Origin of the sequence: Salinisphaera sp. G21_0 (genome assembly GCF_017744115.1) — a bacterium.
Classification (GTDB): domain Bacteria; phylum Pseudomonadota; class Gammaproteobacteria; order Pseudomonadales; family Endozoicomonadaceae; genus Endozoicomonas.
The window spans coordinates 45,067-67,938 of record NZ_JAGHQW010000013.1; the positions used below are offsets into that span (position 1 = coordinate 45,067).

The 22,872-nt window shown below is 50.5% G+C and carries 21 protein-coding genes; 11 read left to right on the top strand and 10 right to left on the bottom strand.

The window, feature by feature from the left end:
• Nucleotides 1-26: 26 nt before the first annotated feature.
• The 4 genes from proB to rplU all read right to left on the bottom strand — a co-directional run bounded on the left by proB (nucleotide 27) and on the right by rplU (nucleotide 3,373).
• Nucleotides 27-1,154 (bottom strand): glutamate 5-kinase, encoded by a 1,128-nt coding sequence (proB, locus tag J7439_RS08125; RefSeq protein WP_209201327.1) that lies wholly within the window; start codon nucleotides 1,152-1,154, stop codon nucleotides 27-29.
• Nucleotides 1,151-2,350, bottom strand: coding sequence for an Obg family GTPase CgtA (cgtA, locus tag J7439_RS08130; RefSeq protein ID WP_209201328.1), 1,200 nt, complete (start codon nucleotides 2,348-2,350; stop codon nucleotides 1,151-1,153). The genes proB and cgtA overlap by 4 nt, the downstream gene beginning before the upstream one ends.
• Before the next feature lie 194 nt (nucleotides 2,351-2,544).
• Nucleotides 2,545-2,802 carry a 50S ribosomal protein L27 gene (gene rpmA, locus J7439_RS08135; protein WP_020581555.1) on the bottom strand — a complete coding sequence of 86 codons (258 nt, stop codon included), beginning with the start codon at nucleotides 2,800-2,802 and terminating at the stop codon, nucleotides 2,545-2,547.
• 259 nt (nucleotides 2,803-3,061) lie between these two features.
• Nucleotides 3,062-3,373, bottom strand: a complete 312-nt coding sequence (rplU, locus tag J7439_RS08140; RefSeq protein ID WP_209201329.1) for a 50S ribosomal protein L21 — start codon at nucleotides 3,371-3,373, stop codon at nucleotides 3,062-3,064.
• A gap of 485 nt (nucleotides 3,374-3,858) precedes the next feature.
• Here rplU and ispB point away from each other — a divergent pair, with 485 nt between their 5' ends.
• Nucleotides 3,859-4,836 (top strand): octaprenyl diphosphate synthase, encoded by a 978-nt coding sequence (gene ispB, locus J7439_RS08145; protein ID WP_209201330.1) that lies wholly within the window; start codon nucleotides 3,859-3,861, stop codon nucleotides 4,834-4,836.
• A 271-nt stretch (nucleotides 4,837-5,107) separates the two neighbouring features.
• Complete coding sequence (locus tag J7439_RS08150) at nucleotides 5,108-7,999, top strand: ankyrin repeat domain-containing protein (protein ID WP_209201331.1); 2,892 nt, start codon at nucleotides 5,108-5,110, stop codon at nucleotides 7,997-7,999.
• 247 nt (nucleotides 8,000-8,246) lie between these two features.
• Here the strand turns inward: J7439_RS08150 and galU are convergent, their stop codons facing one another.
• Both galU and J7439_RS08160 read right to left on the bottom strand, forming a co-directional pair.
• Nucleotides 8,247-9,071, bottom strand: a complete 825-nt coding sequence (galU, locus tag J7439_RS08155) for a UTP--glucose-1-phosphate uridylyltransferase GalU (RefSeq protein WP_209201332.1) — start codon at nucleotides 9,069-9,071, stop codon at nucleotides 8,247-8,249.
• A gap of 67 nt (nucleotides 9,072-9,138) precedes the next feature.
• Complete coding sequence (locus tag J7439_RS08160; protein WP_209201333.1) at nucleotides 9,139-10,506, bottom strand: phosphohexomutase domain-containing protein; 1,368 nt, start codon at nucleotides 10,504-10,506, stop codon at nucleotides 9,139-9,141.
• Nucleotides 10,507-10,719: 213 nt separating this feature from the next.
• Here J7439_RS08160 and J7439_RS08165 point away from each other — a divergent pair, with 213 nt between their 5' ends.
• From J7439_RS08165 to J7439_RS08200, 8 genes are all read left to right on the top strand, one after another.
• Nucleotides 10,720-11,271, top strand: a complete 552-nt coding sequence (locus J7439_RS08165) for a putative ATP-dependent zinc protease (RefSeq protein ID WP_209201334.1) — start codon at nucleotides 10,720-10,722, stop codon at nucleotides 11,269-11,271.
• Entirely contained in the window at nucleotides 11,268-11,855 is a 588-nt protein-coding gene (locus tag J7439_RS08170; RefSeq protein ID WP_209201335.1) for a ZrgA family zinc uptake protein, read from the top strand. Before J7439_RS08165 ends, J7439_RS08170 begins: the two co-directional genes overlap by 4 nt.
• Nucleotides 11,856-11,885: 30 nt before the next feature.
• Complete coding sequence (locus J7439_RS08175; protein ID WP_209201336.1) at nucleotides 11,886-12,587, top strand: ATP-binding cassette domain-containing protein; 702 nt, start codon at nucleotides 11,886-11,888, stop codon at nucleotides 12,585-12,587.
• Nucleotides 12,581-13,681 (top strand): ABC transporter permease, encoded by a 1,101-nt coding sequence (locus J7439_RS08180; protein WP_209201337.1) that lies wholly within the window; start codon nucleotides 12,581-12,583, stop codon nucleotides 13,679-13,681. Before J7439_RS08175 ends, J7439_RS08180 begins: the two co-directional genes overlap by 7 nt.
• Before the next feature lie 150 nt (nucleotides 13,682-13,831).
• Entirely contained in the window at nucleotides 13,832-14,740 is a 909-nt protein-coding gene (locus J7439_RS08185) for a hypothetical protein (protein WP_209201338.1), read from the top strand.
• Nucleotides 14,741-15,133: 393 nt separating this feature from the next.
• Nucleotides 15,134-16,726, top strand: coding sequence for a peptide chain release factor 3 (locus J7439_RS08190; protein WP_209201339.1), 1,593 nt, complete (start codon nucleotides 15,134-15,136; stop codon nucleotides 16,724-16,726).
• Between the two features lie 188 nt (nucleotides 16,727-16,914).
• Nucleotides 16,915-18,096 carry a CD0519/CD1768 family membrane protein gene (locus tag J7439_RS08195; RefSeq protein WP_209201340.1) on the top strand — a complete coding sequence of 394 codons (1,182 nt, stop codon included), beginning with the start codon at nucleotides 16,915-16,917 and terminating at the stop codon, nucleotides 18,094-18,096.
• A gap of 256 nt (nucleotides 18,097-18,352) precedes the next feature.
• The gene (locus tag J7439_RS08200) at nucleotides 18,353-18,589 is read left to right on the top strand and encodes a hypothetical protein (protein ID WP_209201341.1); all 237 of its coding nucleotides are present in this window, start codon (nucleotides 18,353-18,355) and stop codon (nucleotides 18,587-18,589) included.
• An 84-nt stretch (nucleotides 18,590-18,673) separates the two neighbouring features.
• Here the strand turns inward: J7439_RS08200 and J7439_RS08205 are convergent, their stop codons facing one another.
• A complete protein-coding gene (locus J7439_RS08205) occupies nucleotides 18,674-19,159 on the bottom strand; it encodes an FKBP-type peptidyl-prolyl cis-trans isomerase (RefSeq protein WP_209201342.1) in 486 nt (161 codons plus the stop codon).
• Between the two features lie 142 nt (nucleotides 19,160-19,301).
• Here J7439_RS08205 and J7439_RS08210 point away from each other — a divergent pair, with 142 nt between their 5' ends.
• Complete coding sequence (locus tag J7439_RS08210; RefSeq protein ID WP_209276019.1) at nucleotides 19,302-19,883, top strand: DNA-3-methyladenine glycosylase I; 582 nt, start codon at nucleotides 19,302-19,304, stop codon at nucleotides 19,881-19,883.
• On the opposite strand, the gene J7439_RS08215 is transcribed toward J7439_RS08210, so the two are convergent.
• The 3 genes from J7439_RS08215 to J7439_RS08225 form a co-directional block, all read right to left on the bottom strand.
• A complete protein-coding gene (locus tag J7439_RS08215) occupies nucleotides 19,850-20,698 on the bottom strand; it encodes a hypothetical protein (RefSeq protein WP_209201343.1) in 849 nt (282 codons plus the stop codon). The two genes, J7439_RS08210 and J7439_RS08215, sit on opposite strands and share 34 nt — an antisense overlap.
• Before the next feature lie 159 nt (nucleotides 20,699-20,857).
• Nucleotides 20,858-21,178 carry a DUF2288 domain-containing protein gene (locus tag J7439_RS08220; protein WP_209201344.1) on the bottom strand — a complete coding sequence of 107 codons (321 nt, stop codon included), beginning with the start codon at nucleotides 21,176-21,178 and terminating at the stop codon, nucleotides 20,858-20,860.
• 200 nt (nucleotides 21,179-21,378) lie between these two features.
• A complete protein-coding gene (locus J7439_RS08225; RefSeq protein ID WP_209201345.1) occupies nucleotides 21,379-22,830 on the bottom strand; it encodes a hypothetical protein in 1,452 nt (483 codons plus the stop codon).
• Nucleotides 22,831-22,872: the final 42 nt, after the last annotated feature.

Here is a 22,872-nt window from a genome sequence, read left to right on the forward strand (position 1 = left end):
TTGCCGGTTTTTTTGTATCTATACGATCAAGACGCAAGCACCATATTATCCCGGTGCAGCAACTCAGGCTCTCGCTGATAGCCTAACAACGCCTTAATCTGATGACTGGGCTTGCCAATAATGCGTTCCGCTTCACTGGCACCGTAATTGATCAACCCACGAGCCACTTCATTGCCGTTTTCATCCAGGCAGGTAACCATCTCACCACGCTGGAAGCGGCCTCTCAGCGCTTTTACCCCTACCGGCAACAGGCTCTTACCCTGCTCCTTCAATACCCGGACAGCACCGGCATCCAGCACCAGTTCACCGGCGGTTTTCAGATGCCCCTGGAGCCACTGCTTGCGTGCCGCCATTGGTTCCTGATCCGGAAGCAGCAGGGTCCCCAGCTCTTCACCGGCAAACACCCGGGTAATCACACTGTCCGCACGACCACCAACAATCACCGTCGCACAGCCGGAGGCAGCCGCCTGGCGGGATGCGCGCAACTTGGTTTGCATGCCGCCACGCCCCAGGCGACCACTGCCACCACCCGCCATGGCATCCAGGGACTCATCCCCGGCACGCACTTCATGCATCAGCCTGGCATCAGGGTTGGTTCTTGGGTCGGCGGTAAACAGGCCGTCCTGATCCGTCAGAATCACCAGAACATCCGCTTCCACCTGGTTGGCCACCAGCGCTGCCAGCGTATCGTTATCGCCAAAGCGAAGTTCATCAGTCACAACCGTGTCATTTTCATTGATGACCGGTACCACCCCCATTTCCAACAGGGTTTTCAGGGTACTCCGGGCATTCAGATAACGTCGGCGATTACTGTGGTCATCGTGAGTCAACAGTACCTGAGCAGGCTGCACACCATACTTCTGAAAACCAGCCTCCCAGGCCTGCACCAGGCGTGCCTGACCCACCGCCGCCGCCGCCTGCAGCTGATGCAGCGCTGTTGGCCGCTCCATCCAGCCCAGCTTTTCCATGCCCGCAGCAACCGCACCGGAAGAGACCAGCACGACCTCCACGCCCTGATCACGCAGTTGACACATCTGCGTCACCCAGGCGTCCATGCGATCAAGATCCAGACCCTGACCTTCATTGGTTAACAGCGCACTGCCAATTTTGATCACCCAGCGCCGGGCTGCCTGCAAGCGGTTGCGTTCACTCATACGTAGAACACCTCGACATCATGATCGTCATCATCGTCGTCGTCATCGTTATCCGCCGCTTTTTTTGCCGCCCGACGAGCACGACGCTCTTCGGCCAGCTCCCGCATACGCATGCGAGCCTCCGATTCCATCTTGCTCAGCCGCTCTTCTTCCTGTCTGGCCAGCTCTGCATCTTCACTTTGTTCCAGCGTTCGCTCTTCGATAAAGCTCATGATGTTCTGACAAAGAATCCCGGTGCCCAGACCAGCAATAGCGGATGTCTGGTAAACAGGGCCAGTCCAGTTCAGCTCCTTGATAATATGCTGGCAGACAGCTTCACGCTGATCTTCGGGCAGCAAATCGACTTTATTCAACACCAGCCAGCGATCCCGGTTCGCCAGGGTTTCACTGAACTGTTCTAATTCATGAATGATCGCCTTGGCAGACTCCGCCGGATCGGTGTCATCATAAGGTGCCACATCAACAAGGTGCAGCAGAATACGGCATCGGGCCAAATGCTTGAGGAAGCGAATACCGAGGCCAGCCCCCTCAGCAGCGCCCTCAATCAGACCGGGAATATCGGCAATAACAAAGCCACGATGACGATCCACCGCCACCACACCCAGATTTGGAACCAAGGTAGTAAATGGATAATCAGCCACCTTTGGCCGAGCCTGGGATACGGCACGAATAAACGTAGACTTGCCCGCATTGGGCATACCCAGCAGACCTATATCGGCAATCACCTTAAGCTCAAGGCGCAGATCCCGGCGCTCGCCTTCAGAACCCGGGCTGGTCTGTCTCGGCGCACGGTTGACACTGGATTTGTAACGGGTATTCCCCAACCCATGGAAGCCACCCTGGGCGACCTTGACGCGCTCACCAACATGGGTCAGATCGCAGATAACTTCTTCCGTCTCGTTATCCACAACCGTGGTGCCCACCGGCACTTTCAGCTCGATATCCGCACCTTTGGCACCGGTACAGTTACGGCCCCGACCCGGCTCACCGTTCTGTGCCTGGTAGTGCTTCTGGTAGCGGTAATCCACCAGGGTATTCAGGTCATTGTCAGCAATCACATAGATGCTGCCACCATCACCACCGTCGCCACCATCGGGGCCGCCTTTTTCAATAAATTTTTCACGGCGAAAGCTCAGGCAGCCATTACCACCTTTACCCGCCTGAACCGTGATTGTCGCTTCATCTACAAACTTCATTGCGCCACTCTCCTGCAACCATAATTGCAGCGTAACCAGTCATCTGCCAATGCCTGCAGGTAAACCCTTAATAGATTTCAGGGCTTACCTGTAGGCACTGTCCGGCCAATAGATAAACAAAAGCCCCGCGATAGCGGGGCTTTCAGGGTGAGCCGTCAGCAATCATCAGATAATCACTGACAACCCGAACGCCATTATGCAGCAGCTACGCTGACATACTTACGCTTTTTAGGACCCTTCACTTCAAACACGACTTTACCGTCGGCCTTGGCGAACAGGGTGTGGTCCTTACCGATGCCTACGTTAGCACCAGCGTGGAACTTGGTACCACGCTGACGAACGATGATGGCACCCGCCTGGATAGCCTGACCACCAAAGATTTTGACACCAAGGCGTTTACTTTCTGAATCGCGACCGTTGCGGGTACTACCGCCAGCTTTTTTGTGAGCCATCTTGCTCTCCTTTTATCCCGGACCTGTCGCCGGCTACCACACCAGAGACCGTCCCAGGAGGCTGTCCGAGAATAGACTGCCCTACTGCGGCGACAGCAAATTGGTCTAAAAATTCGCTTTTGTTCGGCAAATAGCCCCGCTATTCACCTCACAAAACCGAATTTTTATCCTCAATTTTCTGCCGTCCTCGCTACGGGCGCTATTCTCGGACAGCCTCCAGAAGTATTCAACAGGTTTAAAAAAAACCTGTCAGCAATAATTAACCGGCAATTCCGGTGATCTTCAGCTCAGTGAACCACTGACGATGGCCCATCTGCTTGCGGTGATGCTTACGACGCTTGAACTTGATGATCTTGATTTTTGGACCACGGCCATGGCTGACAACTTCAGCAGTAACCTTGGCACCTTCAACCACTGGAGCACCAACTTTCAGTTCTTCGCCATTGGCGATCATCAGAACGTCGTTGATTTCCAGACTTTCGCCAGCGGCGTTGCTCAGTTTTTCTACCTTCAGGATTTCTCCTTCGGTAACGCGGTACTGCTTACCACCAGTTCTGATAACTGCGTACATGATTTGATCTCCGAAAATCCTTAAGAGCCTCTTTGTCAAAGGCATCCACCGACCCTGGAAAGGCATGGTGGAATTTTTAGCTATCTAAAAACCACTTCTTTTGAAGCTGACGGCTATTAAAGAAGCTGACGGCTCCAACAAGACCAGTACGGCCTTTCAGTTACCATCAGGGATGGGCGGCACCTCATGAGCTGAAGGGCAGCTGAAACCAGCTATTGATCAGCAATCCATGACAAAGCGGCACACCGCACCGGATTCTCAGATAGGGGCGCAAATTTTAAGGGAGTCAAGCCTCACTGGCAAGACCTGTTGGCATTTTATCCTGCCCTGCCCGGTGAAAGGGGTCAGGAGGCCTGCTGCCTGTTTCGCCGAAATAAGTAAGCACCCTGCAAAGACCCTGTATAAGTGCCTTCATCACCGGCTGCTATTGACAGTTGCAGTAGCACTAAATACGATGCCCAATTTCGCCCCACCAAATAAGCCAGATGCCGGACAAACAACAAGCCTCTTTTCAGATCGCAGTCCACGACGATTTCCGCAGGGTGAACGAGTGCATTCACGAGCAGTTGCACTCTGACGTCGCCCTGGTCAGCAAAATCAGTGAATACATCATTAAGTCCGGTGGCAAGCGGCTACGCCCATTGCTGGTACTGCTGACTGCCCGGGCCTGCGGTTACAATGACTACAACCATGTGCCACTGGCCGCCATTATTGAATTCCTGCACACCGCCACCCTGCTGCATGACGATGTAGTGGATCAGTCAGACCTGCGCCGTGGCAGAGACACGGCGAATGCCCTGTGGGGCAACGCGCCCAGCGTTCTGGTGGGTGATTTTCTCTATTCCCGCGCATTCCAGATGATGGTAGGGCTGGAGAGCTTCAAGCTGCTGCATATTCTGGCGGACGCCACCAATGTCATTGCCGAGGGTGAGGTTATGCAGCTGATGAACATCAATGATGCTGATGTTACCGAAGATGACTACATGGAAGTCATTCGCTGCAAAACCGCCATGCTGTTCCAGGCCTCCAGCCAGACGGCTGCCGTGCTGAGCAAAGCCAGCCCGGAACTGGAAAAAGATATGGCTAACTACGGTAATTACCTCGGCATTGCCTTCCAGCTGGTGGATGATCTGCTGGACTATGAGGGCGATTCTGAAACCATGGGTAAAAACCTCGGGGATGATCTGGCAGAAGGCAAACCGACATTGCCGCTGATTTACACCCTGAAACATGGTACCAGCGAACAGAAAGCGCTGGTTAGGGAAGCGATTGAGCAAGGTGGCCGGGACAATATTGCAGCCGTTGTGGAAGCGGTTCGCAGCTGTGGAGCACTTCAGTACACTGCGGCTAAAGCCCGGGAATACACAGCCAAGGCAAAACGCTGCCTGAACCTGCTACCTGAAGGCGAGTATCGCAATGCTATGGCGGACCTTGCGGACTTTGCGGTTGTCAGAAGCTGTTAGGCAGCATTTATTACAAGACAAACCCTTGCAAGCGAAGGGGCCGGTATTTTGTGAATACCGGCCCCTTTTTTTATGGCTGGGCAGGTTCGCCGCCACCTTCAGAAAGATATGGCCCCGGTTTTCAGGATTGGTGTCGCATCCAACGAAAGCTATCCCTGCGGCCATGGCTCAGGGGTGATCATCAATCAGATCAATGCAAACCATTTACATGCAACTTTTCCACTATTTTGCAATCAAATATGTCCAAAATAAATAGGACATGGATAAATTCATGCTTTCGTTAAATACAGAAATCAACTCGATACTTTTCCAACCCTGGCAACCAGATACTGCTTCTGAAAAGCCACCAATACCAACGGCTGCCCAGCAGCCAGAATATATTGAATTGCCCGGGGTTCATTGTTACGAGGAACTGGAAACCCATGCTGCCTTTCCTGAGATAAAAACCCGTTTCCTGAATGATATTGAGGAGATGAAACAACTGGTACACCCCTACGTTAATCATCAATACGATATATCAATAGATATTTTTCATGAGAAACTGGAATCACCGCCTGAACATCTTAAAAACAGCCTGCTCGCCCTGTATCGTGAGACACGCTTCCAGATTCGACAGCTAGTCATTCAGCTCAGGGATCAACAACACGATCCAAATGTTGACAACCAAAATTACATCGCAGGGATACTTCATGACTGCCTGAGCGATATTCAGGAGTGCCCTCCCGGTATTCACGGCCGCTTTACCCGGAGTTTTCTTAATTTGGAAGCCTCCCGGGGAGGGCTGGGCGGGAAGCTCTTCAAGGTCAGGAGTGAGCTGTTTGATCAATTTATCCAGTCTTTCCTGCTTGAGCTGCAACGGGAGAGGTTGGTTGATATATCACCAGGCATCGAGGTTCACTGGGAACACAGCTTGCACAATCTTTTCTGTGAGCCTCTGGGGCTTCCTCATATCGTTGACCCACTGGCACCGACCAATCTGGGTGATGACCTTACCCGGCGATTTCTTGCTGCTGCACCACTGTCAGTCAATGCCTGTACCATCCTGCGTAAACTCTCGTCCGGGTGGTCTGACCAGCTCAGTGCAACCCTGAAAAAACTGGGTGTACAGGCATGGGAAACCGACGTTATTGCTCCCTTTGAACTGACTTCAGACAGAACGGGTACGCTTGAAAGCACGCTCTTTAAACCAGTCAATCATCTACTGCAAACAAGCGGAGAACAGTCCCTTGATCTCAGGGCCGTCATCGAAGAAACAGGCAATGGCAACTATTACCTTGGCCGGTATCGGGAAAAGTTACTGGCCTGGGTAGCCAACCATTTCTGTGAATCATCAGCCCAGGTGTTCGCCACTATCCCTTCAGCTGTCGATTCGGCCTGGCATATCGGCACCATCAACCAGCTTTTCTTCTGGGTATTTAATCATGACCAGTACTTGCCAACGGGGCTGTCGTGTACTTTTGATGCGAGTAATCACACCACCCTGACATTGCCTCATTTAATGTCCATTGATTTCTCAACCTGGCCTGAAACCACCATTTATGCCCTGCTCACCCAGGCAATGGAGCAAACCGATAAGGCCTGGCATATTGCCTCGTTTTTCCTGCAACACACCACCATCGAACAGCTTGGTAAAATACCAGCGATGGTGACCAGGGCACTTGCCAACCAACTCAGTGACAAGCTGATTAAACACGATGACACTTTTAAAGAAACGTTATACCAATGTGTAGTTGATCATTTTGCCTCTGGTACAACTTTCATTACTCCAGGCGTACTGGACTGGCTGATCGATACACCTCTGCTGAAACCGGTTTTATTGGGACTTCAACAACAGGGAATAAATGTTTTGTCAATCACATCACGCCTGGCCAGCTGGCAGGTCTCTGATTTTTCCCACGAGGATATCAAAAAGTTACTGACACCCAATGATTGTCGGCGACTGTTCAAAAAGGCACTTATTCTGAGGCAGGCAGAAACCCTGTCCAATCTTCTGTTAACCGGTCATTGTGATCAATTGACCAGCTTCTTGAACGATGAACTGGGCAGCCCCCTGGCGTGCTTTGCAAGTTCCGGTAATTTGCCTGGATTGGAATACCTGTTGAAACTCGGCAACCCGCAGGTTAACCAGAAAAATATCGATGGCTCGACGCCCCTGCACATCGCTGCCGAAAACGGGCATGTAGCGTTCGTCAGGGCGTTACTGGCCATCGACGGCATTGACGTCAATGTGAAGGATAACGATGGCTTGACGCCCCTGCACTGTGCTGCCTCACAAGGCTACGTAGTGTGTGTCAGGCCGTTATTGACCGCCGATGGCATTGACGTCAATGTGAAGGATAACGATGGCTTGACGCCCCTGCACTGTGCTGCCTCACAAGGCCACGTAGTGTGTGTCAGGCCGTTATTGACCGCCGATGGCATTGACGTCAATGTGAAGGATAACTATGGCTTGACGCCCCTGCACTGTGCTGCCTCACAAGGCCACGTAGTGTGTGTCAGGCCGTTATTGACCGCCGATGGCATTGACGTCAATGTGCAGAATGACGATGGCTATACGCCCCTGTACTGTGCTGTCGCACAAGGCCACGCAGAGTGCATCAAGGCATTACTGACCGCCGAAGACATTGACGTCAATGTGAAATCGTCTTCAGATTTTACGCCCCTGCACTGGGCTGCCATACAAGGTCATGCAGGGTGCATCTCGGCGTTATTGACCGATGACCGCATTGACATCAATGTGACGACTGAAGAAGGCTTCACGCCCCTGAGCTGCGCTGTCCAATTTGGCCATACAGAATGCGCCATGGTGTTATTGGACGCCAAAGGCATTGATGTCAATATGGCACCATCTGGGGGCTTTACGGCCCTGCACTGGGCCGCCATAAAAGACAACGTAGAGTGCATCGCGCTTTTATTGAACGCCACAGGCATTGACGTCAATGCGAAAACAACCAAGGGTTTCACGCCCCTGCACTGCGCTGCCCAATTTGGCCAGGCAGGGTCCATCAAAGCGTTACTTAAAGCTCCCGGCATTATCATCAGTATAAAAAGTAACGGCGGCTTGACGCCCCGGGACGACGCCCGCAAAGAAGGCCATGCAGAGTGCGAAAGACTGCTGACTCCACTTTTTCCAGATCCGGAATTTGGCTCTGGTAATCGATAGCCGAAAATCTGGGCTTACGCCAATGCGGCTGGCTGATTTCATGTTTTCAAAGTTTCCTCCAGAGCCAACAGCAAAACTGCCCCCTATTTGATGTATGGCACCGTGGAAGAGCACCACACCCGGGCAGAGCATCAGCAGCACCGCCCGGTAGACGCCCCACTCTGACAGACCCACTATCCACCCAATGGCTGGAATTGCCGGTGTGGTGTGATTCAGCTGACCAAAGAGGAGATTGAGCGAACCTTTTTTAACGGTACAAATGGTCGTAACAATAGTTGGTAGCCTCAATAAAGCCCTCAATACTGCCACAGTCAAAACGCTCACCCTTGAACTTATAAGCCATGACACAGCCTCGCTGCGCCTGAGCCATCAAAGCATCGGTAATCTGAATCTCGCCACCCTTACCCGGCTGGGTATCATGAATCAGGTCAAAGATGTCCGGTGTAAGAATATAGCGGCCAATGATAGCAAGATTACTGGGCGCATCTTCTCTGGCGGGTTTTTCCACCATATTCTCAACCCGGATCAGATCTTCTGAAATGTGCTGGCCAGCGATCACCCCATATTTATGCACTTCATCTTCCGGCACTTCCTGCACCGCAACAATACTGCAACGGAACTGCTTATAGAGTTGCGCCATCTGGGCCAGAACGCCGGGCCCTCCGAGATTGATGCAGAGATCATCCGCCAGCACCATGCCGAATGGCTGGTCGCCAATCAGCGTCTGCCCGGTTAATACCGCATGGCCAAGTCCCTTCATCTCACGCTGACGGGTGTAGGAGAAGGTACACTGATCGATCACGCTGCGGATATCGGACAGCAGGCTTTCCTTGTCCGTACCGGAAATCTGATGCTCCAGCTCGTAGTTCACATCAAAGTGATCTTCCAGCGAGCGCTTGCCCCGTCCGGTGACAATGCAGATATCCGACATACCGGCCTGCAGTGCCTCTTCAACGCCATACTCAATCAGCGGTTTGCTGACGATGGGCATCATCTCCTTGGGCATGGACTTGGTGGCTGGCAGGAACCGGGTACCATAGCCTGCTGCCGGAAAAAGGCATTTCTTGATCATTTAAGGCTCTTTATTTATCCAACTCAAATGAAGAGACTGCTCCTTAATGAGCAGTCTCTTGAAAATATCAGTCACGAATCAGCTTCAGCAGCTCGGCAGTTTTTTCCTGCATCAACACCTCATCGCCACGACTTTCTACATTCAGACGAATCACTGGCTCGGTATTGGACAGTCGCAGGTTAAAGCGCCATTGCCCCATATCCAGGGAGATGCCATCGGTGTTATCAATTTCCAGCGCATCTTGCTGATAATGCGCCAGCACACGCTCTATAGCGGCCTGAGGATCTGTCAATTGGCTGTTAATTTCACCAGACGACGGGAACATGGCGATCCGCTCACTGACCAGCGCTGACAAAGGCTGACCCTTTCTGGAAATCAACTCAGCGACCAGCAGCCAGGGAATCATGCCGGAGTCACAATAGGCAAAGTCGCGGAAATAATGATGGGCACTCATCTCGCCACCATAAACCGCATCTTCCCGGCGCATCCGCTGCTTGATAAAGGCGTGACCGGTTTTGCACAGCACCGGTTCACCACCTGCCGCTTTTACCTGATCGATGGTGTTCCAGGTCAGCCTGGGGTCATGGATGATTTTTGCCGCAGGGTTGTGGGCCAGGAATGCCTCCCCCAATAACCCGACAATATAATACCCTTCGATAAACTGTCCCTGTTCATCAAACAGGAAGCAGCGATCGAAGTCGCCATCCCAGGCGATGCCCATATCGGCCTGATGTTCCAGAACGGCGTCTACCGTCGTCTGACGACACTCTGGCAGTAAAGGATTAGGAATACCCCGGGGAAAGCGACCATCCGGCTCGTGCAGGACTTTGATAAACTCTACCGGCACACCGGCCGCCCGGAATCGTTCCTCGATAGCATCCACCACATGCCCTGCTGCACCGTTACCGGCATTGACCACCAGTTTCATTGGCTTGAGACTGTCAGCCTGGATATACTCCAGAACGTGGCTGATATAATCATCCAGAACAGAGATTTTCTTGTAGCCGCCCCGTCGTGCCGCAGGCTCCCCAAACCGGTTCTCTTCTGCCCGTTGCTGAATCTCCCGCAAGCCGTTATCGCCACTGATGGGTTGCGCACCGGCCTGCACCAGTTTCATACCGTTGTAGTCAATGGGGTTGTGACTGGCCGTCACCTGAACTCCGCCATCAACCCCCAGGTGGAATGTGGCAAAATAGATCTCTTCGGTACCGGACAGGCCAATATCCAGCACATTGACCCCGGCATCACGCAGGCCTTCAGACAATGAGTGTTTCAGGGCTTCACTGGTCAGGCGGCTATCGCCACCAACAACGACATCCTTCGGTTTAAGGTGCTCGCCATAGGCCCGCCCTATGCGGTAAGCAATATCTTCATTAAGTTCATCCGGCAGGCGGCCACGGATATCGTATGCCTTGAAGCAGGGAAGCTTGGTCATTTCTCGGTCGCAACGGAAATTAAAAGTCTGTATTTAACTACGAATTCCCTTAAATAGACAAACTGTGTCGGATAAAAAATGCCTGCATGTTAAACGACAAGGCAATACATCAATCACAAAGCCTTTGTGGAGAAAGCCACCCATCAAATCGTCACCTAAATAGCCGATAGCTTTCAGATAAATGCTGAACAGAGCAAAGCGGTTATCAGAGCTATGAACAGGACCATCAAATCCCCATCCACGCAGCCATCAGGACGGCTGTTACGGTTCATTACCGTGGTCTTCTTTTCAGGTTTGTCGCTGTCGACCCCGGTAGCCAGCCAACCCTGCACCGCTAACGGTCGGCCGCTGTTTGGCTATCTGGAAAACGCCACGCTGGTCAATATAAATCAACATAAGGTCGCATCATTGGTTGACAGTGGTGCGACAACCACGGCCCTGGATGCCCGTAATATCCGCATGCATATTAAAAGAAATGGCTATCGCTGGGTTTACTACGATTTCGTTCACCGGGAAAGCCGCCAGAAAACCCCCATGCATCAACCGGTCAGCCGGGTAGCCAGAATAATCACCCATAAAGGTGCGCCCAGTGAGCGAGCGGTTGTCCGAAACACCGTAAAAGTAGGCCGGATTACCCGGATTGTAGAAATGTCCTTAATCAGTCGCAGCAATTTTCCTCAACAGTTATTGATTGGTCGCAACTTTCTCAACGATACCGGACTGATTGATGCTGGAAAGCGATACCTTCAGGAACGCTGCCCATGAACATTCACCACAAAGCAGTGACTGCCTGCCTTATACTGAGCCTGACCGTCGCGATAACGTCAAGCCATGGGAAAGACCGCGCCATTGGACAAAATATCCATCGGGCTTATGAACCAGCATCCATGCTGCTGGATGTTAACCTGCAACAGGATACCCTTAACCTGTTCCTCTCCATCTCCCCGGAGGCCGCGAGCACGATCACAACACTACCGCCCGGTGCTCTGGCCCGGTCTCTGCAAGAATTTACCCCTCTGGTTACCCTCCCGGACGATGCGCAGTGTCGGCAAACGCAAAAGCAGTTTCTTGTTGAACCGGAAGACAGCCCTGATCTCAAGGCGGAATTGCTGGCAGCACAGCTCAGTGAAATCAACGGCTATCTCGAATATGAATGTCAGCACCCGGAAAACCTGTCTCACTTCACATTCCTGGCTTTCGAAGCAATACCTGATTTAAAGCACACCAGCGTCTGGCTGGTCAGTGACAACTGGCAAAGTAAACAGCAGCTAAGTCAGAAACAGCAGGAGGTTCAGTTGCAGAAGCAACCAGCAAAGAGTGATTTCCTTCCGGATTTTTTTAACGATTAAAAAAAGCGGTGTATTGAAAGAGGGCCATGTATGAGTCAGGCAGTTACCGTAGAAAAGCTTGAATTAAGCAGAGGAAAGCAAAGCTGCCTGTCGATACCACTGTTTACGGTAAAGAACGGTGAACGCCTGCAGATTACCGGGTTGAACGGCTCTGGCAAGACCACGCTACTGCAACTGCTGACCGGGTTACTCCTACCCGACAGTGGCAGAATTGACATACTTGGCCAGCAAATTGACAGCCTGTCCAGATCCGAACGGGAAACCTTTCGAGCCGGGCAGGTGGGTTATATTTTCCAGCAGCCAACATTGATTCCCTATCTGAATCCGCTGGAAAATATTTTACTACCCTGTCGTTTATCCAGGTGGCGCCAGCAGCGACTGGCAGACCGGAAAACCACGGCGAATTACGAGGCCTACCAGCTGATGGCCGCACTCAACATGGAGAACCCCGAACTCCTGCGCCAAAGCACCGGTATGCTGAGCACTGGTCAACAACAACGGGTCGCTATTGCCCGGGCTCTGATAGGCTCCCCCCCGCTGATTCTGGCCGATGAAGCCGCATCAGCACTGGACCCGCAGGCGCGAACAACCCTGTATGACATGCTGCTGAAAAGCACCAGAGAACATGAACAGACATTGATCTGTGTTGACCATACCCCTTACCCGGGATTTGACCGCTGTATTGATATGTCAGACATCAACCATTCACAACAGGTGGCCAGGCTATGGTAAACATCAACTGGCTCAGTACTGCATTACTGACCTTTCAGCATGCCATGAAGAGCATGAACTATCGGAAAAAAAACACGCTGACCATGCTGCTGGTTCTGGCCTTTGGCTTTTACCTTGTGTTTCTGTTTAAAGGTATCAAGCAACAAATGATTGAAAGTATTGATCGCTATTCACTGGAAAGCGACCTTATCATCAGTAAAGAAACACCGGCCATGCCCCTGGTTCTGTTCTCGCTATTCCATGTGGGCTCACCACCACCACAAATGAGCCTGAGCCTGCTGAATAAGCTGATAAGCCACCCGGAGATTGAATACGCCATTCCTTATGCCTATGGCGAAACCCATCGGGGAATCACCGTTATTGGTACCAGCGCCAAAGGGATTGCGCGATTGACTCGACATTCAGCCAACCCTGCAAATCACCCGATGGCTGCTTATATCGGGATAAACATCGCCAATACCCTTGGTTACCAAGTCAACGATCAGATAACCATTGGCGATGGCAGCGAACCAGGGCCAGAACAAGAGTACAAAGAGCTATTTACCATCGCTGGTGTTTTGCCACGGCAGAATACCCATCAGGATGACAGTATCTATATCCCGATTGAAGGTTTGATAACCGCAAGAAAATCATACGTAAAAGGCAATACGCCGAGCTGGTCAAGTCCTGATGATATCTCTTTTATCGATATCAAACTGCAGGACCGTATGGCCCTTCTGGCGCTTGAAAAAAGCCTGACTCAATCAGCCACGGAACAAGGCCTGGCGATAACCGCCGCGATGCCAGCCAGAGAACTGGAGCTACTTTATAACTATCTGAACAGGGCAGCGGTCAGTCTGATATTCATATCGTTTGTCACGCTCGGGTTGTGCCTGCTGACCCTTTTTTATGCATTGACCCGCAACCTCCAGGAACGAAAACAGGAAATACAGCTTTATCAGACGCTGGGAATGAGCCAGACCTGCATCATTGTTATGGCCCTGCTTGAGCCTTTGTTAATTATCTCCGGTGCTCTTGTCCTGGGTTTCATTGCCAGTGCAATGCTGTCAGCCCATACCGCTGATTTTTTCCTGATAAAATGGTTAATAAATTAACCCGGTTAATATCGCTAAGCTGGGAAGGCAATAAATGGAACTTTTCCATACAACCCGGATCTAATGGAGTTAAACATAGTATTTACCAAACACGTTGGAAGATTTCATTCCGAATTGATTAGCGGAGAAATTTCCACCCGGAGTGTTAGAATGCCCGCACAAGTTGTCAACAGGCTACCAAACATAGCCTTACTTCTGGTTCTGACCATTTTTGTCACTTATCCGCAGCTTGATTATGCCAGTAGCCATACCGGATTTCCCAGGCTAAGTTATAGCAGCTACTCTCTGCCGATCGACTACCGGCATATGGCGTTGTTTCAGCTTAAGCTCAATCGTTACTACTACCCTTCCCGTTCAGGTAACCCCGACAATATACATATTGAACACACCCATCATCATTCACACCTGGGATGGTGGGATGGCCCGTTTTTCGGGAGAGGCTATACCATTGACAACGATTCTTCCTTCAGTGAACGGGTGTCAGACGGGCTGATTGGGGTCGCGGTGGTGCTGACAGTCATCGCTGTTGCCGCAGCAACCATCTACTCAGTGGTCCATGCAACCTCGCCCTATCTGGGCGCTGCCAGCCTGACATCGATTGAACTCCCGGAAGACTCACCCTGGAAGATTACGGATTATAAAGTTGCACATGGTGGAGCGATACGGTACTCAGATTTAGCCTTCAACGAAGACGCCATGATCAACGCCAGAGAACAGGAAATGTTCGACCGGCAGCAAATGAAGCAAGGCCGCTTTCTTCTCGTTGACCAGGAGAACTGGTGGGGTATTGTCGATTACCCTGTAGACGTTGACGTAACCTTCACCCACTTTGATGACGTTTCAGGCGAAGTCACTGAACAGGTAACGGTGAATGTGCAACGTAAAGTCACCAACGGCATGAAAGCCGGAACCATTTTGCCACGGGTTGTCCACAGGACTCAAAACCAGCAGAAGTATCAACTGACCACCAGAATGGATTATCCGGCATGGTTCAATTTTTCCAACTGGTATCATCAGCCAGCTCGAATAATGATTGATTTCAAGCCCTCTGGCCCCTAGGAGGCTGTCCGAGAATAGACTGCCCTACTGCGGTGGCAGCAAATTGGTCTAAAAAGTCGGAAATTTTTAGCAAATAGAACCACTATTCACTAAAAATTTCCGACTTTTTATCCTCAATTTTCTGCCATCCTCGCTACGGGCGCTATTCTCGGACAGCCTCCTAGACACCTCACGATTAATTACCATCTCTTGCCAATTCAGCGAGTTGAAAATCCAGTCCGGTATTCGTTTTTTAAACCACAGAATCACCGGACTGACCGCCAGCCTACTTGCAGTCATCCCCCCGATTTGGATAATTCACCCAAATTTTGATTATTTTCTTATTTTGTACACATCCCTTCTTTGCGGTAGGCACCTGTGTACAGAGATACGTACACAATCTGGAACCCGCTCATGCCTCCAACAACGTCACCACTTCTCCGGGAAGTTGAAGCCAGACGCACTTTTGCTATCATCTCCCACCCCGATGCCGGTAAAACCACAATTACCGAAAAGCTCCTGCTGCTCGGCGGTGCCATTCAGCTTGCCGGTACGGTAAAAGGCCGCAAGAGCGGGCGTATGGCCACCTCTGACTGGATGAAGATGGAACAGGAGCGTGGTATCTCCATCACCACCTCGGTGATGCAGTTTCCCTATGACGGTCGTACGGTAAACCTTCTGGATACGCCCGGACACGAAGACTTCTCCGAGGACACCTACCGGACACTGACCGCTGTTGACAGCTGCCTTATGGTCATCGATGGAGCCAAAGGTGTTGAAGATCGCACCATCAAACTGATGGAAGTCTGCCGTCTACGGGACACGCCAATATTTACCTTCGTCAATAAAATGGACCGTGAAGTCCGTGACCAGATTGAAGTACTGGATGAAATTGAAGATATTCTGAAAATCCAGTGTGCACCTATCACCTGGCCTATCGGCATGGGTAAACAGTTCAAAGGGGTTTATAACCTCTATACCGATACCATTCATGTGTTCAAACCCGGTCAGGCCAGTGTGATTCCGGAAGATATCCGGATCAAAGGTCTGGAATCAGCAGAAGCCAGAACCCTGCTGGGTGATCTCCATGAAGAGTTGATGGAGGAAATTGAGCTGGTGAAAGGTGCCAGCCATGAGTTTGACCTGGAAGAGTACCTTGCCGGTCGGATGACTCCGGTCTTCTTTGGTACCGCACTGGCCAACTTCGGCGTTCGGGAAATGCTGGATGATTTTGTCAAGTGGGCTCCCTCCCCCATGCCCCGGGAAACCAATGAACGCACGGTGGTCGCCAATGAAGGGAACTTCTCAGGGTTCGTCTTTAAAATCCAGGCCAATATGGACCCCAAACACCGTGACCGCATTGCCTTTCTGAGAATCTGTTCCGGCAAATACACGCGGAATATGAAAATGAAACATGTTCGTATCGGTAAGGATGTAAAAATTGCCGATGCCGTGACGTTCCTGGCGGGCGACCGTTCCCATGTGGATGAAGCGACCTCCGGTGATATCATCGGTCTGCACAACCACGGGACTATCCAGATTGGTGACACCTTTACCCAGGGTGAAATGCTCAAGTTTATGGGCATCCCTCACTTTGCGCCCGAGCTGTTCCGCCGCGTCCGCCTGAAAGACCCATTAAAGCTCAAGCAACTGCAAAAGGGCCTGCAACAGCTCTCAGAAGAGGGTGCTACCCAGCTATTCATGCCAGTGAACAATAATGACCTGATCCTGGGGGCAGTGGGTGTACTGCAGTTCGATGTGGTCATGCGCCGACTGAAAGATGAATACAAGGTTGAAGCGATCTATGAGCCGGTTAACGTCAACACCGCGCGCTGGATTGACTGCAGTGACCAGAAAAAGCTGGAAGAGTTCGAGCGCAAGTGCGCTGATAACCTGGCCATGGATGGCGGTGGCCACCTGACTTATCTGGCACCCACCCGGGTCAACCTTTCCCTGGCAGAAGAGCGCTACCCGGATGTGACTTTCCGAACGACCCGGGAGCATTGATCGCAACCGATAATCCCGGATATAAAGTGACAGGCAAATAAGCTTTGACTGCCTGTCACTTTGATTAGTTCCGACGTTCAAATCAATAATCTATCTCGCCTGCACTTATTCCTTTTCTGACTAATACCGATACTGCGGGACCAAAAAATATTGTCTAATCTGAAGGTTCCTTTCTTTCTGGTATTTCTATGAGTGATGCAGTCTCGACCAAATCGGAAACCTCAACGGGTGTACGTCAAATCGTAGAGCCGTTAGTCCTGCTTCTTCTGGCAGGGCTGTTGTTTGGCTACATTGGCCAGACCATGGGTGTTACCCACATGTTCAACACCCTCTTCAACACCGCACACCAGCTGTTGTTAAACACTGTATTGTTCCTGATGGGAATCACCGTATTGACCGGTGCCGCAGGCCGTCTGCTGATGGAGTTCCATGTTATTTCCCTGATTGAACGGCTGCTGGTCCCATTAATGAGACCTGTGTTCAATCTCCCCGGCCGTGCTGCCATGGCGGCCATGATGACCTTTTTCTCAGATAACCCGGCCATCATTGGTCTGGCAAAAGACAGGCGTTTCAACCACTCCTTTAAAGTGCCCGAAATCATCTCACTGACCAATTTCGGTACCTCTTTCGGTATGGGACTCATTGTCATCACCTTTATGGCAACCCTGCAGAACAATGAGACTGGCGCAACCTATTTCCTGCCGGCCATGATTGGCCTGGGCGGTGCCCTTGTTGGAGCCATCATATCCACACGGCTGATGCAGCGCCTTATCCGGAATGATCCCCGACTGCATGAGCTAAGTATTAAAGATACTCACAGTGAACTTCTGGATGACCACAGCTCTACAGATCCGGTCTGGTTGAGATTCCTCAACGCTCTGCTGGATGGCGGTAAAGGCGGTGTCAAAATGGGGGTAGCGATTATTCCCGGAGTATTAATCATCAGTACGTTTGTTATGGTGCTGACCTTTGGCGCACCAGTAACCGGCTACACCGGTGGAGCGTTTGAGGGAGTGGCCCTGCTGCCAAAACTGGCCAGCCATGTTACCTGGCTGTTTGAGCTGCTGTTTGGTTTTGATCATGCCGAACTGGTTGCCTTCCCCATTACCTCGCTGGGCGCGGTTGGTGCCGCCATGTCGCTGGTACCAAACTTTATCAGCCAGGGCATTATTGGCGGCAGTGATATTGCCGTGTTTACTGCTATGGGTATGTGCTGGAGTGGTTATCTGAGCACCCATACCGCCATGCTGGACTCTCTTGGCTTTCGCCAGCTAACCTCAAAAGCCATTCTGGCTCACACGATTGGTGGTATCTGTGCCGGTATCGCTGCCCGTTACCTTTACCTGCTGCTCAGTCCTTTTATTGGTTAACAACCAGAACAAACAATCAACTCATCTGATGAGTTGATTGTTTGTTTTTTCGCTTGGGACTGGCAAAAACAGTATCCGCAATAACATCTCCCTCCAGATCTCGATCAAGTGACTCAAACCAAGGTCTAACGGTCAAAAATCATTTCCGGAGCCATATTTAAGATTCTACGGATATAAGCAGAAAGCTTATAACACCCATAGCTTTTAAAAAACTGGGCTAAGCAGCCTGGGATTCTGAATTGGTAAGGAGAGATGTATGCGCCTGAACCTTCTGTTAGCACCTTTACAACAGGTAATCGATACCATGCATAAGGGTAAAACCTTCAAGATCCGGGTGCTGATGGAGGAGCTTGGCCTGTGGGAACATCAGGATGATCTGCAGAAAATGAGAATAGCCCTGGCTTTTCGCTCCATGGTGGAAAGTGGCGTGCTTAGCAATATTCAGCTTCTCACTCACCATAAAACCCGGCATGCGGTTTATATCACGATATAGTTGCCACAAAGAAGTCGGAGGTATCCGGCTTCTTTATGAGATCAACGTTCTGCTCAACACTTCATACTGTGGGTTTTGATGGACTCAGTGAACATGTCCGCCAGGCCCATGCACATGACCATGGTCCAGCTCTTCCTTGGTGGCTTCACGAACCTCAACCACTTCAACGCTAAAGTGCAGATTCTCACCCGCCAAGGAATGGTTAGCGTCGATCACCACCTGGTCCTCTTCATCATCAATAGCTACCACGGTGACAATACGTGGGCCAATGGCGGTATCGGCATGGAACTGGTTACCCACCTCTACAGGATGGTCACCAAACTGCTCTTTCGGTACCGGCTGCACCAGACTTTCGTCGTACTCGCCGTAGCCTTCAGCAGGCTCAACCACCACATCAAACTTGTCCCCAGCCTGCTTGCCTTCCAGGGCATTTTCCAGCCCTTCGACAATATTGTTCTCACCGTGAAGATAAGCCATAGGTGACTCGCCTTCCGAACTGTCGAGAACTTCTCCCGCATCATTTTTCAGAGTGTAATGGAACAGAGCCACTTTCTCTTTGGCTATCTTCATCTGTTTATGCCTTTAATAAAGTAAACAACTATCTTAACTGCCATTGTTGCTGGTAGCCAGAAAACTGCAAATAAATGCACTATCTGATGTAATTGGCAAACTAGCCCTGTTGGCAAGCGCCTGACAAAAGGAGTTTTTTATCTTGAGTGATTCTCGATGCAGCTGGTGTCATGGCAATGAACTCTACACCCGATACCATGACGAAGAGTGGGGCGTTCCCTGTCATAACGACCAGAAACTCTTTGAATTCCTGATTCTTGAAGGTGCCCAGGCAGGTCTGAGCTGGATCACCATCCTGAAGCGCCGAGAAGGCTACCGGAAAGCATTTCATCAATTTGACGTTCAACAAGTGGCCAGAATGACAGACCTGGATATTGAAAAGCTGATGCAGGACAAAGGCATTATCCGCAACCGGCTGAAAATTCGGAGCGCCATTAACAATGCCAGGGCGTTTATCCGGGTGCAGGAGGAATTTGGCAGCTTCAGCCATTATCTGTGGTCGTTTGTAAACCATCAGCCCATCATCAACCAGCGACAATCCATGAGTGACGTACCAGCCACCAGCGATATTTCAGACCGCATGAGTGACGGTCTGAAAAAACGCGGTTTTAGTTTTGTTGGCAGCACGATCTGTTATGCCTATATGCAGGCAATGGGGCTGGTGAACGATCACCTGGTCAGTTGCCCATCTTATCTAACCGAGAAAGTTATTGCTTCTGCATAGGTTGGTGGTTGATAACCTTGTGGTGCTGATTCATCAATTACGGGTTCCGTCTGTGTTCCCTTCTCACAGATTGTTTGTGTTGCTTTCTCACGGGTAGCTGGCTCAGGGGGGCTTTGGTTCGGGTCAGGAAGGACAAGCCTGTCACACGCTTGGCGATGCTCAGCTCCGTGGGCATACCATGGGTCTTTGAGTGCAGCTTGAAGGGCATGGCGTTTTAATGCATGCGGGTTGTCACTCTTGAGTTGCTTATAGCTGCTATAGGCCCCGCTACAGTAGCCATAAACACCCATAAGGACACAAGTAAGGGGTATTGCACCGAACATAAGACCCAAGATTAAATGAACGTCATCGGAATCGGGGGTAGGGTTAGAGGTCGTGGTCAGGTTTGTCGTTGGGTACGCTAAGGATGGCGTGTACGGGGTACCTGCGGCGTTTGCCCCATTGTTGTATGCCGGGCTGGTACTCACTGGGTATGCACCGGCCTGGGCAGGCATTGTCGCCAGAAACATCAGCCCCTGCCCTATGACCGGAGCATGGTGAGAGGCGAACCCGGCCACACTGCGAAACAACATATTGCTGCCCTGCAGGGTCTTACTGACAAACTGTACGCCGTAATCAGACAGGGATTTCTCTGTCGTGATATTATTTTCCGCGCCAATGTCCGGACAGACCGATTCGCTGGGTTGTGCGAAATCGACAGCCCTGCCGTTGGCCGTTGGCACCTGGCCACAACATTTGGTTTGGCAAGCAGCGTCTTTTTTGGCAACCATTTGCGCAAGGGGAAGACTGAATGACGATCCAAGGGTAGGGTTCATTTTGGAAGTTCCTTTCGAGGCAATCTCCTTGTTAAGACCATCAATCAGCAATTAAGTTCAACAGAGGCCAGCAAAAGCTGTCAGCAAAAAAAATGAAAAAGGTATCAACAAGACAGCTTTCAGTGAAAGGTTGCTGATCCCTTTTTTTCGACACAGCACCTACCGTCTTTCCTGCTCTCTTTCCTGCACCAGTACCCAGGGGCGAACCACAACCGCCCACAGATCACGATTATCGGTAACCCAGGACTGGGCCTGCTCATCGCTGACCGCCCCCAGGACACCCTGTTCAACCCAGGCTTCTACCGCTGATTTATTGTCTTCCGAGATCTGATAGCCAACATCAATCAGGTCCAGCGAATCATCCACTTGCAGCACAACCCCCCGGGCAAAGTAACGCAGCAGTTCAGACCAGGCTATTAATGAGGTTTCCTGATTTAATTTGGCCTTTTCAAGCAATTCACGGCTAACCGTCTCAGACATCTTTTGCTTCCCATTTAATTGCACAGAAATTGTACAAACCGACAATTTTTTTATAACGGTGGGCGGGAGCATAACAGCACATAACACTAAAGTGAAAACGCTCAAAAGGGCCTGTTGACGTTTCGTTGCGTACTCGCAACGCGTCAACAGGCCCGGTTGAGCTGACTTTGTCTTTAATGGAGAGAAGCCCCGGTTCTCTTCTATACGGAAACTTGACTGCTCAAAGCTGCGAAACCTGCACTATCGGTAATGGTTATCTGTTTGTTTTGCAGTTTGAACAACGTCCCGGGAGACCGATCAATACTGTCTTGTTGCCCGCTGTAAAAGTGTCTGGTGAGTTGATCAACGCTGTCACTGTATTCTGAATATGGAAACATCTGTGCAGACCAGCCAGTATGGAGAATGAATTCTTTTAGTTCATTGAGTGCCTTTTCAGCCCTGATGATTGGGGAATCGGTAGTCTTTTGTTGATTCAAATGAGATAACACAATGCTTTTGAACTGCAAACCGAGTGCTTCACATTTCTCTTTATAGAATTCTGAAAGGTAAACTTCCGGCTCACCTGAGACATTTATTGAAACTTTAATGAATTGCATTGATGAACTCATCCATACCTTTGAAGAATCAAGTTTACGAACAAACTCTTCAAGATCTGAATGTTGATCTTCTGCTCCAATTAATAAGAAAACAGAATTTGCCTTGGCAATCTCACAGCGTGCGCCTGACACTATATATCCGCCAGTATTACAAGATGTTTCTTGACTGTTGCCATGAGTGGGTGTGGGCGGGTTAAATTCTAAAATGACAATCGCACTATTTTCTTTATCTGTGGTCCGGAGTTGCTGACCATTTAACGTTTTGTTCAGGTAGGTGGTTGCTGTAGTAAAAAACCGGACATTTTTTCCCTCTATAAACTGTTTTCTGACATTTTTAAGGGTCGGTGAAGTCACCGGGGAACGAGAAGAACCCTCGTCGTAATCAATATCTATACAGCGCCAGGCAATTTTTTTATCTGATACCCCGCTCTTGGTGATTTGCTGGTGAATCAGCTGCTCCATCAACAATGCTCCAGCCCCCATGGATATAAAAGTTACCCGACTGTCCGGCAGTTTTTGCAGATAGTCGCACACCCATTGAGTAACCTTGTTGATCACCTTTATACGGGATTTTATGCTGTCAATTTCGTCATAAACATTAAAACTCAGGTACCCCAATTTAACACAGGTTAGTGATTCATTGCTTGCCTCCGATACTTCCCGTCGATGGATAAACTCACTGGTATGGATATCTTTATATTCAAGCTTCTTTGCTACCAGGGAGAGGCGCTTAAATAAATCATCAATTGCCTGAAGCTTAACACTGGGCAGGCCGGGATAGATCATTTCTTCAACCATACGATGAATTGCTTCTTTTTTTTCTGACTCTGTTCCACCTGAAGGAATTTTTTTGAGCAGCGAGAGGCAGGCTTCGTTTGTCAGTTTTAATACAGTTCTTAAGGACAAGGGGATTTTTTGATGTTCGATGATATATCGTGAAACAGTCTCCTTTACAGCGCTGGGGTTAACAGTAATGTTCTCTGGTAATGACTGGCCTGCAGCCTGAGGCTCTGGTGTAGAAGGGGTATTGTGGCAGCTACTGATAGTGGTTTGCATAATTACTGACTCAAGTGAATATTTTAATGGGCTGAGCAAATT